The organism is Robertmurraya siralis (assembly GCF_005502275.1).
Taxonomy (GTDB): domain Bacteria; phylum Bacillota; class Bacilli; order Bacillales; family Cytobacillaceae; genus Robertmurraya; species Robertmurraya siralis.
The window spans coordinates 275138-287790 of the sequence record NZ_SWLZ01000003.1 but is presented as its reverse complement, the minus strand read 5'-3'; the positions used below and the strand labels follow the sequence as shown (position 1 = coordinate 287790).

At 37.6% G+C, this 12653-nt stretch carries 12 protein-coding genes and 1 pseudogene; 10 read left to right on the top strand and 3 right to left on the bottom strand.

Going from position 1 to position 12653, the window contains the following annotated elements; translation table 11 throughout:
- Positions 1 to 16: 16 nt before the first annotated feature.
- The 3 genes from FCJ93_RS06425 to FCJ93_RS06415 all read left to right on the top strand — a co-directional run bounded on the left by FCJ93_RS06425 (position 17) and on the right by FCJ93_RS06415 (position 2300).
- Entirely contained in the window at positions 17 to 1030 is a 1014-nt protein-coding gene (locus FCJ93_RS06425) for a DUF2515 domain-containing protein (RefSeq protein ID WP_095306510.1), read from the top strand.
- Positions 1031 to 1602: 572 nt separating this feature from the next.
- A complete protein-coding gene (locus FCJ93_RS06420; RefSeq protein ID WP_095306509.1) occupies positions 1603 to 1875 on the top strand; it encodes a hypothetical protein in 273 nt (90 codons plus the stop codon).
- 65 nt (positions 1876 to 1940) lie between these two features.
- Entirely contained in the window at positions 1941 to 2300 is a 360-nt protein-coding gene (locus FCJ93_RS06415; RefSeq protein ID WP_095306508.1) for a YppE family protein, read from the top strand.
- A gap of 40 nt (positions 2301 to 2340) precedes the next feature.
- Here the strand turns inward: FCJ93_RS06415 and yppF are convergent, their stop codons facing one another.
- A complete protein-coding gene (gene yppF / locus FCJ93_RS06410; RefSeq protein WP_095306507.1) occupies positions 2341 to 2544 on the bottom strand; it encodes a YppF family protein in 204 nt (67 codons plus the stop codon).
- A 535-nt stretch (positions 2545 to 3079) separates the two neighbouring features.
- Between yppF and FCJ93_RS06405 the strand changes: the two genes are divergently transcribed.
- Both FCJ93_RS06405 and FCJ93_RS25390 read left to right on the top strand, forming a co-directional pair.
- Positions 3080 to 3622, top strand: a complete 543-nt coding sequence (locus tag FCJ93_RS06405) for a YppG family protein (RefSeq protein ID WP_137743162.1) — start codon at positions 3080 to 3082, stop codon at positions 3620 to 3622.
- 76 nt (positions 3623 to 3698) lie between these two features.
- A pseudogene (locus tag FCJ93_RS25390) lies at positions 3699 to 4000 on the top strand (transposase); the annotation flags it as partial.
- A 495-nt stretch (positions 4001 to 4495) separates the two neighbouring features.
- On the opposite strand, the gene FCJ93_RS06395 reads toward FCJ93_RS25390, so the two are convergent.
- Entirely contained in the window at positions 4496 to 4966 is a 471-nt protein-coding gene (locus FCJ93_RS06395) for an Hsp20/alpha crystallin family protein (RefSeq protein ID WP_137743161.1), read from the bottom strand.
- Between the two features lie 207 nt (positions 4967 to 5173).
- On the opposite strand from FCJ93_RS06395, the gene hcp reads away from it, so the two are divergent.
- Entirely contained in the window at positions 5174 to 6463 is a 1290-nt protein-coding gene (gene hcp / locus FCJ93_RS06390; protein ID WP_095306504.1) for a hydroxylamine reductase, read from the top strand.
- Positions 6464 to 6698: 235 nt separating this feature from the next.
- Here hcp and FCJ93_RS06385 read toward each other — a convergent pair whose 3' ends face one another.
- Complete coding sequence (locus FCJ93_RS06385) at positions 6699 to 7391, bottom strand: Crp/Fnr family transcriptional regulator (protein WP_095306503.1); 693 nt, start codon at positions 7389 to 7391, stop codon at positions 6699 to 6701.
- 198 nt (positions 7392 to 7589) lie between these two features.
- Between FCJ93_RS06385 and FCJ93_RS06380 the strand changes: the two genes are divergently transcribed.
- The 4 genes from FCJ93_RS06380 (at position 7590) to gpsB (ending at position 12590) form a co-directional block, all read left to right on the top strand.
- Entirely contained in the window at positions 7590 to 9863 is a 2274-nt protein-coding gene (locus tag FCJ93_RS06380) for a DEAD/DEAH box helicase (RefSeq protein WP_137743160.1), read from the top strand.
- A gap of 17 nt (positions 9864 to 9880) precedes the next feature.
- Positions 9881 to 11155: a ribonuclease H-like domain-containing protein gene (locus FCJ93_RS06375; RefSeq protein WP_137743159.1), complete on the top strand. Its 1275-nt coding sequence runs from the start codon at positions 9881 to 9883 to the stop codon at positions 11153 to 11155.
- Positions 11156 to 11476: 321 nt separating this feature from the next.
- A complete protein-coding gene (locus tag FCJ93_RS06370) occupies positions 11477 to 12040 on the top strand; it encodes an SLOG family protein (RefSeq protein ID WP_137743158.1) in 564 nt (187 codons plus the stop codon).
- Positions 12041 to 12278: 238 nt separating this feature from the next.
- Positions 12279 to 12590 (top strand): cell division regulator GpsB, encoded by a 312-nt coding sequence (gene gpsB / locus FCJ93_RS06365; protein ID WP_095306499.1) that lies wholly within the window; start codon positions 12279 to 12281, stop codon positions 12588 to 12590.
- The last annotated feature ends 63 nt before the right edge of the window (positions 12591 to 12653 follow it).

Genomic DNA, 12653 nt, shown 5'->3' with positions numbered 1-12653 from the left:
AGGTGTTCTTTTGATTATGGAATACGCTGATTTATCAGGCACTGAAAGAAAGATAATACACTCAATCAAGGGCCTTGTAAAGCAAAATAATATAGATAACCTCTCAAGAACTGAAGCATATCTTCGCTATTATCAAGAAAATAAGGCGATAAAATGGTCCTTTTTAGCTCACATGGTATCCCGTAATGCAGGCTGGAATATGTGTGATTTAAAAGGAAAGTGGTTCTCAAAAGTTATTGGAAAACAAAAAAGAGATTTATTATTTCAAACATATGAAAAAGCAAATTGGCTCATTTTTCAGGATGCTTACCCTCAACTCCTTCTCTACCAATATTCGACGAAAAAAGGGAAGGCAATGTTTCACCTGCTGAAGTTTTTCCAGGTTTCCCAGTTCATGGAACAGGAATGGAGGCATTATTGGCACTCGCAAGACCATGTGAGAATATTATTAGCATTAATTATTAATGAACAAAATATTATTCAAAAACCAGTCATAGAAAATTCTTTTTATAAAGAACATGTCTTTCGAACTTTTTTATTTTCCTTTCAAGATTGGTTTCATTACAGCTGCGTATTATTGCCCACTGTACATGGCGAATTATTTGGTGCAAGCGTCAACGGTTTCCGTTCTGTTGATAAGCGAATTGACTTAGGCAAACGGCTTGTTTCGATTTTATTTCATGAGGGCTTATACTCATATTTCTATGAATTCGCTATTAACACGATCCATACAGGTTCCCGTAGTGACTATGAGCAGTACCTACAAAATAAAGCTAACAGCGTTACACCGGAGCTAAGGCTTGCCTATCCGATTGTTCATCATCGAATGGAGCCTTTGAAGGACTGGTCAAAACAGAAAAAGCTTAAACCGAATTGGTTTACAACAACCGTTCATCATCGTCATCCTGTTGTTTTAACAAGCTGGTATAAAAGAAAGCAAAAAAAACTCCATCGGACGATATTATTTAAGGAAAGATTAGAAAGGATACTTTCCATCTATAAAAAGAAAGAAGAGATTATGGACGATTAGTTTCATCTCCATAATTCTCTTCAATGGATCGCCATAGGTTTATGTTGAAGGTCTGTCGGGACCTTCTAATTTCTTATCACCAAAGCCAGTCTTTCTTTCTTCTAGTTTTTTTGGCTGGGCATTTGTTTGTTTCTTCTTCTTTTTCATCATCAGCACCTCCTTTTTTAGTTTGTTCAGGAGCTGCATGTTTCATTCTTCTTGTCGAATTAGCGCTATCGCGGTGAAAAATAGTTCTATCTTTGCCGAAACACAACTAGTTTTGTCAACGATGAAGGAGGTCTTTGATGTAGGGAGAATATAGTGCATATACATAAAAGATTATGGAGAACTAGATCATCTGTACGAAAATACAGTCTCTTATGAAAAGCCCCTTTTTATGAACAGTCTAAGCTTTGTTAAACAATATGGTTGAGCAAAAGATTTTCGGCCTATTTCGTGTGAAACTAAGGTTTTATACGCTTTTCAGTTATGCCGAAAGGTCCAGAAAGAAAATGAGGCAAAAGCAACTCCGATATTTAACAAAGCCACAATTAAAAAAAGCACAGAGGTTAAAAATTGAGGAGGTAGTTGAATTGGAAAAGGAGAGTATCCAAAAAGAAGAATTACTTGAAAAATTAACTGAAATTTATGATCAGTTGGAGGAACTTGAAAAAACACTTGACACAAATTTAGCAGAAAACCGGAAAAAAGCAATAAACGATCAGTTTACAAGATTAATGAGTCTTGAGAGCCGCATTACAAGACTTGAAAATGCATGTAACAGCGGACCTTTAAAATTAATTGAGAAGAAACGGAAGGGAGAAGCGGTTCAAGGACAGCACATGAAACTTGAACTTGGCTACTAATCAAAATACAATAACAATAAAGTAGCGCTGTGCTGCTTTATTTTTTTTAGAGGAGAGAAAAGATATTGAGTACTAGCTTATTAGCTTTAACTAATAAATTATTGGAGTTTACTGAACAAATTCTTGAAAAATTTGAAGAGGTTAAGAAAACGAAGGAAAAAGGCGACTTTTATGAAGAGGTAAAACCATTTGCAGAGCAGGTAAGGGAAGTAAAAGATGAGTGGCAAACGCTGGCAAAAGAATGGATTGAAGCGAAAAAGCCTAAATATTTACACGTAAAACAAATTGAATCAGCCTCTGAACAGATGGAACTGCTCTCGGTTCAAGCGTTTTTTCCTGAAACAAGTAGAACGCGATTTATAAACTATTGGCAATCTGCTCGCTTTATTTTGACGTCATTAAAGGATCTATTAGAAAAAGAATAACCGGGAGAAGCCTAGAGCCTGGAATCTCCCGTTAGGCAATTTAAGATTGGGGTTGATTTTCTGTCTTATGATGAGGCAGTTTAGCTCCTCGAGATTCAAGCTCACGAACTAGTTTTTTATACTCACTCGATGTGATTTCATTAGATACATAAGCCTTTTTGGCGAAATCTAACAATTCATTTACATCTTCAGTTTGATACTTCTTGTGGATTGAAAATTTTTTCTTTAGCTCGTGAACGAACATCAATATTCCTCCCCTTTTCTTATCTTATGCTTATCCTATTTCTACGCTTTATCGTAACATAAAATTAAATGGTCTTTTAATTTTTCAAAAATTTAAACTTCCGACATTATCCTGCATCCTTAGACATTTTTTTATATTTTTGATAAAGAGATTTTTGGCTCATTTCGTGTGAAACCTTGGTTTCACACGCCTTTCAATTATGTTGAAAGGTCTTCTGATTCCATGAAGTGATGTGAGAAAATGAGCAAAAAATTAACACCGTCATCTAACAAAGCCTTTATTTAAGGAGGAGACTGCAATTGTCACAACATAGGCAGATCCATCATAAATTATCATGATGGATCACTCTTATTCGTTAAGGGAAGATATATTAGTTCTGAATTTGCATGAAGTTTACTTTTGATCGGGGAACGAAAGAAGTGGGGCACAGCAACCTTTCACATAGTTGAGGATGGCATTCACCCTAATTAATTAAAAAACGTTTCATGAGAAATCTTATTTCACAATTGTATGAAGATAAGGAGGGGAGAAATAAATGTTTGGTCAAACAATTACAAATCAAGCTTATTATCAAGCTCCGCCTCATCGTTTTCCATCTTCATGGCCAATCCAGCAAGGGCAAGGGTGGCATAACGCTGTCCGTAATCAAAACTATTATTACTCTCCATATGGAAATCATGGTTGGCATGCTTACGGTCAAATGAATCAAAGCCAACAGTATCCATATGGGCACATGAACACTGGCCAATATCCTCCAACCCAGGGAGAAGTACCATTTGCACAGGAACAACCTTATCCTGTTGAATCTATTTTGCAAGATCCTCTTCAACCGAAGAAAAATCAAGGAGGGACGAATCCCTATGTGGGATACATGAATCCATATATGCATCCTTATCCTAAACCGGGGATCGGTGGAAATAGACCACCTACTGGAATTAGTTCTTTTATGAATTCTTTTAAGCAGCAAGATGGCTCATTAGATTTTAATAAAATGATTGATACAGCTGGACAAATGATGAATGCAGTAAATCAAGTTTCAGGGTTGGTAAAAGGCTTGGGTGGAATCTTTAAAGTCTAGCATTTTAAACGGATCAAAAATACGACCCAGACTGTAGGCAAACTCTCGATAAAAAATCAAGTTTGTCTACAGTCTTAAGAGTAAAAATCATCAGAAGCCGATTCCGCGACACAACTGGGAAGAAGATGTAGAAGAAGCTGAACACCTTTGTAACACAAATGAAATGAAGGAATATGCGCACTCCGTAAAGAGTTGATTGAACGAGTTTTTGCCGATGCAAAAGAAAAGCATGGTATGCGATGGATAACCGTAAGAGGGATTAAAAACAAGTCCATGCAGGCGATGCTTACTTATAGTGCCATGGAACTTAAAGAAATTAGACTTGGCAACCTGCTTGAGCAGGACTCAAACGAGTTGATGGGAGTGAAAGGTGCTTGACTCTATCCGGACAAAACGGGGAAAGCGAGAAAGACTCGAGTCCGAATACGAGCTCTATTTGACAGAACGATGGAAAAGAGAAAGACTCCAGTCTGAATAAGCTTCCAATTCAACTGACGGGAACAGATGTTCAAGAGTTCAATCCGAAATCCGATTAATAGCAGCAATATTAAGAAAAACTGCCGGAACCAACGTCATTTGCTTTCTACCTCGACAGAGCAGAGGACAGCAGCTCTAGAAATTCTGTAAAAAAGACTGCTAAAAACTTTTTCAGTGGCCTCATTTGCGGGACAGGTAAGCCCCCGCAGGAAACGACTGCACCGAGAGGCTCACCAACCGCCTCTTCGGAAGTAAGCGTTTGGAGCGGACATCAACGGATGTTAACGGCAATTCCATCAAAAAAAATTGCCAATAGCCTACGAGAGACAGTTCTCGCGATGCTTTTGTTGACAAGCAGATACGACCAAAGGTAGGTCGTTTTTTTATGTTTATAATCTATTGTTCTCCGTCACTAATAAAAATTTGCTTCCCTTTTGGCTTTGGAACTCGAATTTTTAACAGTCCATTTTGATAACTCGCTTTTACACTGGCTTCGTCGATTATGTGCCCAAGATATATGTTGCGGCTAAGCTGTTGTGTAGATTGACTTTTTTTGAAATAATTCTTTTTCTCATCTTCTTCGATGACCATTTCCACGTTTTTTACTGAAATGGTAATCGAACGCTCAAGAACATCAATATGAATTTGCTCCTTTTTTACCCCTGGCAGCTCCGCTGTAATGATAATTTTTTCATCTAGTTCTTTTATCTGTACAGGAAAGCTGCTGAAGGGCATTTGAAAAAATTCATCCATACTTTGAAGAAAGCCTTTTACAGGTCTTTTGTGAAAAAAATCATTCATGAGATTTCGAAAATCACCGAAAGGATCCTGATATTGATCCGGCTCTTTTGGAAGCTTTGAAGACATTGTGCACAACTCCTCTCAAAAAATGGTCAGTATAGTATATTCAGTTATGACGGAGCTGTTAAAAAATTTATTGCTGAATACGTGACAAACAAGTAGGAAGGGAACAAATTCTGAACAATCTATGAAATGTGATTTGGCTCACTTAATTATATGCAGAGGAAAGGTTATGCTGATACCGTATTATTTAAGAGAGAGGGGAATTAAATAATGTTTTGTTATCAATGTGAACAAACACCTACAGGTGGATGTAAGGTTGTCGGAGTTTGTGGGAAAGATGAAACGATCGCTAGTTTGCAAGATACGATCGTATTTGGATTAAAAGGAATTGCTGCTTACCGTACTCATGCCAATCAATTAGGGGCTACTGATTCATTTGTCGATACGACAACACATGAAGCCCTCTATATGACCTTAACGAACTCGAACTTTAATGTTCAAGAGCATATTGAAATGGCGATGAAGGTTGGACAAGCTGCTGTCAGGATCATGGAGGTTTTGGATGAAGCGCATACAAAAAGATTAGGAATTCCAAATCCCATCAGAGTGCCCCAAAATAAGGTGGAAGGAAAAGCGATTCTTGTAACGGGACATAATCTCTTTGCACTGGAGGAGTTGCTGAAGCAAACTGAAGGTAAGGGAATCAATATTTATACGCACTCAGAAATGCTCCCTGCACACGGTTACCCTGCATTGAAGAAATATTCCCATTTAAAGGGTAATTTAGGTAAGGCATGGTATGATCAAAGAAGATTATTTGAAAAATTCAATGGAGCGATTCTTGCGACGACAAATTGTGTCATGCCGATAAAAGGGAGCTATGCAGATAGAATGTTTTCATATGAAGTTGCCGGACTTGAAAATGTTCAAAAGATTGTCAATGATGACTTCACACCTTTGATCGAGAGAGCATTGGAGCTTCCGGAGGCTTATATTGACTCAGAGGAAACATTATTAACCGGTTTTCATCATGAAACAGTGTTGGGACTTGCTCCTGAAGTCATAGCTGCGGTGAAGGAAGGGAAGATCAAACGGTTTTTTGTTATTGCTGGCTGTGATGCGCCAGGTCAGGGAGGCGAATATTACCGCGAATTGGCGACCTCTCTACCGCCAGAGACAGTTATCTTGACTACTTCTTGCGGAAAATTCCGTTTCAATGATGTGGATTACGGAACAGTACCAGGGACAGACATTCCACGGTACATAGATCTTGGTCAATGTAATAACTCTGGCTCAACTGTTAAAATTGCGAAAGCTTTAGCAGATGCATTTGAATGTGAAATTAACGAGTTGCCAGTTAGTATTGTTCTTTCATGGTTTGAACAAAAAGCGGTCGCTATTCTTCTTGGCTTATTCAGTCTTGGCATTCAGGATATTCGCATCGGACCAAAACCGCCAGAATTTATTTCAGAGGGAGTAATGAATGTTTTGCAAGAAACCTTTAGTTTGAAATTAATCGGAACAGCTCAGGAAGACATGGCAGAAATGCTTGCTAAATAAGATAAAGGAAAAACATCCGCTAGTTTGTTTTACTGGCGGATGTTTTGTATTAAAGAAAGGATTTTGGTTATGTCTTGTGTAGCGCTTGGGTAAACTTTAGCTCCTTGCCCTTGTTTAGTTAACGCGATAGTTTTCATTTTTCGAAAGAATAATCCTTTTCTCTGGGTACCGTGATGAATGCTACTTTGCTTCATCCACAAAGCAACCATTCAAGCTTTTCGAAGATGTGCGTTTTTTAGATTAGTTCATCCATTAGTATGTCTGGATCTAATAGTAAATTCCCTTTGTTATCAACTTCGATCTTGCCTTCTTTTTTCATTTTTGTTAATGTTCGGCTAACCGTTTCGCGCGTTGTTCCGATCATGTTGGCTAAGTCACGATTTGTAAACTCTCCCTTTAGTAGAATGGAACCGTTTTCTAATTCTTGCCCATGGTTTTTTCCTAGCCTTATGAGGAGTTTGACAATTTGTTCATAAGTGTTATTGATAATTTGCGATTCTAACCGCTCTTGTAATTCCACAATCTTTTCTCCGAGAACTTTAAAGACTTTGATTGATAATTGGGGATTTTCAATTAAGACGTTCTCAAACTTTGATATGGGAACCACTACTAATACAGCATCGTCTATTGCTTCAGAAAAAGCAGGATAGCCACCTTTTCTAAAGAAGCCGACATGGGGAAACATGTCTCCTTTTTTTAAGAAAGCAACAATTTGTTCTTTGCCTGTTACATCGCTTTTGTAAATTTTTATTTTCCCTTCATAAATAAAATAAACATTTTCCAGTGGATCGTCCTGCATGAAAACGAATGTTCCTTTTTTCCATTCCCTTGAAATTGAAATGTTAACAATTTTTGTTAATTCATCCTCGTTCAGGTCACGAAAAAGTGTGAACTTCGATAATATGTTTTTTATATCTTCATGTTTCATATTACACCTCTAATTGATTTCATCTACTTCTATTGTACAAGAAATAACCCGTTATTTCTAAAATCTTTGCGGACGTTTTTTTACAATTTTGCTTCCTTAAAAAATTGCCAATAAAAAATAGTAGAAAGTTCTTTTTTTGCGAACGTTTATTCGCTAGAATAAAAGGATAATACACGCTTTTAATTTGAGGTGAGGGCAATGAAGGTTCGCAAAAATCTACAGCATTTTTTAGAGGATTTAAAGCTAGAAGACAGCTTCAAGGAAAATATCGTTCATTGGCATACGATCGAGGAGAAGGAAGCAAAGACGGTTGAATTGCCTGTTCATATAAATGAAAATTTAAAGAAAGCCTTACAAAAAAGAGGTATTCATGAGTTGTATACACATCAACGTTCTGCTTTTGAAGCTGTACAGAGAAGTGAAAGTATTGTTGCCGTGACCCCAACTGCTTCTGGGAAAACCCTTTGTTATAACCTATCTGTCTTGCAAACTATTACAGAAAATCCACAGGCGAGAGCACTTTATATTTTCCCAACAAAAGCATTGGCTCAAGATCAAAAAAGCGAGATTACTGAGCTTATTGATGATGCAGAGTTAACAATTAATAGTTATACATATGATGGAGATACTCAAGGCTCAATTCGAGAAAAAGTTCGGAAAGCGGGGCATATCGTGATTACAAATCCCGATATGCTTCACTCTGCCATTTTGCCTCATCATACAAAATGGGTGTCATTATTTGAGAACTTGAAATATGTCATAATTGATGAGCTTCATATTTATCGTGGTGTATTTGGCAGTCATGTAGCAAATGTGATTCGTAGATTAAAGAGAATTTGCCGTTTTTATGGAACTGATCCAATCTTTATTTGTACATCAGCGACGATTGCTAACCCGTTGGAGCTAGCAGAAAATCTGACGGGAAAGAACATGACTTTAATTGATAATAACGGGGCACCAAGTGGGAGAAAACATTTCCTCTTCTATAATCCACCGATTGTGAATAAGCCTTTAAATATTCGCAGGAGTGCTACTTTAGAGGTACGGAAGCTGGCAGGGGAGCTGTTGAAGAATCGGATTCAAACCATTGTTTTTGCTCGCAGTCGGGTACGAGTTGAGATTCTCCTGACGTATCTTCAGGAATTAGTCAAACACCAGCTTGGACCAAAAGCAATCCGTGGCTATCGAGGGGGCTATTTGCCCACTGAAAGGCGGACGATTGAAAAAGGGTTGCGCAATGGGGACATTTATGGGGTTGTAAGCACGAATGCACTGGAATTGGGTGTTGATATTGGGCAGCTTCAAGTTTGTATCATGACTGGATACCCGGGATCGATAGCAAGCTCATGGCAGCAAGCAGGACGAGCAGGGAGAAGACATAGCGAATCATTAGTTATCATGGTTGCAAGTTCCAGTCCATTAGACCAATATATCATTGAACATCCAGATTATTTTTTTACAAGAAGTCCTGAAACAGCAAGAATTAATCCTGACAATTTAATGATTTTTATCGATCATCTTAAATGTGCAGCATACGAGCTTCCTTTTAAAAAAGGTGAGCATTTTGGTGCGTTTGAAACAGAGGATGTTTTAGAATATTTAGTGGAAGAAAGAGTTCTTTACCAACGAGGCGATAAGTGGTATTGGATGAATGATTCATTTCCAGCTCATAATATTAGCCTTCGTTCTGCTTCACAGGAGAATATCGTCATAATTGATCAATCAAATATTGCCAATGTGAAAGTAATTGGTGAGATGGACCGATTTTCAGCCATGACGCTTTTACATGAAGAAGCAATCTACTTGCATCAAGGAATTCAGTACCAAGTGGAAAAGCTTGATTGGGAAGAAAAGAAAGCTTTTGTTAGGGAAGTAGATGTTGATTACTTTACAGATGCCAATCTTGCTGTTGAATTAAAAGTGCTCGAAATGGATAAGAGTCGTTTGCTTCATGATACAGAAGTGGCCTATGGAGACGTAAGTATTTTGGCTAAAGCGACGATTTTTAAAAAGATTAAATTTGACAGCCATGAAAATATCGGTTCTGGACCGATTTCACTTCCAGAAGAGGAACTGCGTACAAGCTCTGCATGGATTTCGCTTAAGGAAGGACTGGAAGTGTCCGAATCAAGAATGGAACAAGGCTTGCTCGGTGCTGCCCATGCTTTGCGTTACATCGCTCCGATTTTTGTCATGTGTGATTCAGGGGATATTCATGTCGTACCACAGGTAAAAGCAGTCCATAATGAAAAACCGACGATTTTCTTTTATGACCGCTATCCAGGGGGAATTGGATTAAGTGAGAAAATTTATGACGGTATGGAAAATGTTCTTAAGGAAGCAAAGGGGATGATTACCCGTTGTCAATGTGAGAACGGCTGTCCTTCCTGTATCGGTACTGACACAACGAGTCGCTTTGCGAAGCGCGATGCTTTGCTAATTCTCGAGCAATTTCTAAAGCAAACGAGTTAATTAAGGAAGTGTGAAAATTGTCATTTCGAAACAAATTAAACCGCTTAAAGCCGCATATTCGAAGTGAAAAAATGGCAGAGTCCAAGTCGCCCCAAGCAATGATAGAGTTTGAGGGAACAGTCCCGTTTCAAGAGCAATGGGAGCAACATTTTGTCAAACCATATTATTATGATGGTGATTTTTGCTTTATCCGAGAAAGGGAATTCCCATTAGAGCAAAAGTATGGGAAATATACCTTTGCTCAATTTGTTGATGCGATTCAAGCCTGGAATATGAGCACCGTCCAACATCCATTATCCGCAAAAGGATATAGCCATGAACAATTATTTTTTTTCGATACGGAAACGACTGGACTTGGTGGAGGAACGGGGAATACGATTTTCTTATTAGGATATGCTTCTGTAAAAAATGATAAAATTGTGCTACGCCAGCATTTCCTTCCCCATCCAGCGGCAGAGGTACCTCTATATCAAAGTTTCTTAGAAAGGATTGACTATCGAACACTTGTGACTTACAACGGTAAAGCTTTTGATTGGCCGCAGGTGAAAACGAGGCACACGCTTATAAGAGAACTTGTTCCTCAGCTACCAGCTTTCGGTCATTTTGATCTTTTTCATGCGGCTAGGCGCTTATGGAAGCATAAGCTTGACAGACTTAAACTTTCAATCGTTGAAAAGGAAATATTAGGGGTAGAACGACATGAAGATGTACCGGGCTATCTTGCTCCGATGATTTACTTTGATTTTGTTGAAACACAAAAACCAGATGGGATGCTTGGAATACTACAGCATAATGAAAAGGATATTTTATCCCTTATTACCCTATATACTCATATAAGTTTTCAGCTTTTAAATATCGATCAATCAAGGACGGTTTCGGAAGGCTATGAAGTTGGCAGATGGTATGCCTCATTAGGTGAAAGGGCAGGTGCACTAGAAAATCTATCTCTTGTTGCGAAGGGAACAGAACAGAGTGCTTTAAAAGCAAAGCTAGCCCTCTCTTATGAGTTGAAAAAACAAAAAGAATGGGAAAAGGCCACTCAGCTTTGGAAAGAGCTTACGAATGCAAATCACAAAAATATCGTTTTTGAGGTTTGCTTAGAACTTGCCAAATACTATGAGCACCATCAGAAAGAGTTGGAGTCAGCCCTGTATTATTCAGAAAAAGCTTTGCACATATTACATGAGAAAATGACCCTTTGGGAGGGAAAAGATTCTGCCGCGTTACATGAAGTCGAAAAAAGAATAGCGCGAATTATGAGAAAACAGCAGAGTGCAAGGAAAAACCAGTAATTCCCTAGTTGTCTAAGTACTTAGTCGTCGTTAAAATAGGGAATGTAAGTAAGGATGTTCAAATGAAAAAATTGAAATGAGTGAAAAAAATTGCAAAAAGTGATTCTATTATTGTTTTTTGTTATAATTTGTTTAACGGCGATTATTTTTTCCAACATGAAGGCCTACGCTTTTTTATTCGTTTAAGCGCTTGTAAAAAATCGTTGCTTATGCGGACATAAAGCCTTGACTCACATCTGTTAATGAAATTAAGGTAAATTATACAAAAGATAAGGGATCAGATGTACTGGTGCCTTTTTACATAAGGAGCTAGCTAATCATTTGAGTAAGGTAGCAGTCATTTCAGGATATAAACCACACGAGCTTGGATTATTTAGTCATAATGATCCTGCTGTTGAATACATTAAACTAGCGATAAAAAAACAATTGCTTTTCCATTTGGATGAAGGCTTAGAATGGATCATCATTAGCGGTCAATTAGGCGCTGAGCTTTGGGGAGCAGAAGTCGTATTAGACTTGCAACTTGAAGGATATCAAGATTTAAAGCTTGCGGTTGTAACTCCGTTTTTGAATCAAGAAGAAAACTGGAAGGATGAGAACAAAGAACGGTATGAATCTATCTTGATGCAAGCTGATTATGTTGACTCTATTACAAAGAAGCCATACGAGAATCCTTGGCAATTTCGTCTGAAAAACCAGTTTTTAGTTGAGAAGAGTGATGCATTAATCCTTTTATACGACTTTGACAAAGAAGGCAGCCCTAAATTTTTGTACGAAACAGCACGTAAATATCAAGAAAATCACTCATACCAAATTAACTTAATTGATTTTTATGATCTACAATCAGTTGTTGAAGAAGAACAAATGAAGAATAGCGATTTTTAAGGAGTACTTCAGTTCTTCAATTAAAATGTTTTAACAAGCTGTTGTGAATGGTTAATGGAATGTGATTAATTACGAGTTTATTCTGTGTGAGGTCTAAATGGAAGTGAAATTTATGATACTGAATTCAACCTCTTTTATAAATTTTCTGTAGAAAATGTCACTTCCCCAAAAGAAAAATTGACAAAGTTGCATATTTTTGAAAAAATAATGATAACGATTGGCGTTTAGAGGTGAATATATGCTTTCAGATAAAATAAAATTAACTGCTAAGGATATTTTGGAAAAAGAGTTTAAAACAGCCATGAGAGGCTATAAGCCTGAGGATGTAGATAAATTTCTTGATGTTATTATTAAGGATTACGAAGCGATGCAAGCAGAAATTGAAGAGCTTCAACAAGAAAATATTAGGCTTAAAAGATTAGCTGAAGAATCTGCTAAGCGACCTGCTCCAGCACCAGCTCCACAAACAAGTGGAACGACAAACTTCGATATCTTAAAAAGACTCTCAAACCTTGAAAAGCATGTGTTTGGAAGTAAGCTGTACGATTGATTGAAAATTGGAATCTAATAATTTCCATTGCTATTCTTTTCATTCTTACATATAATAATTCAT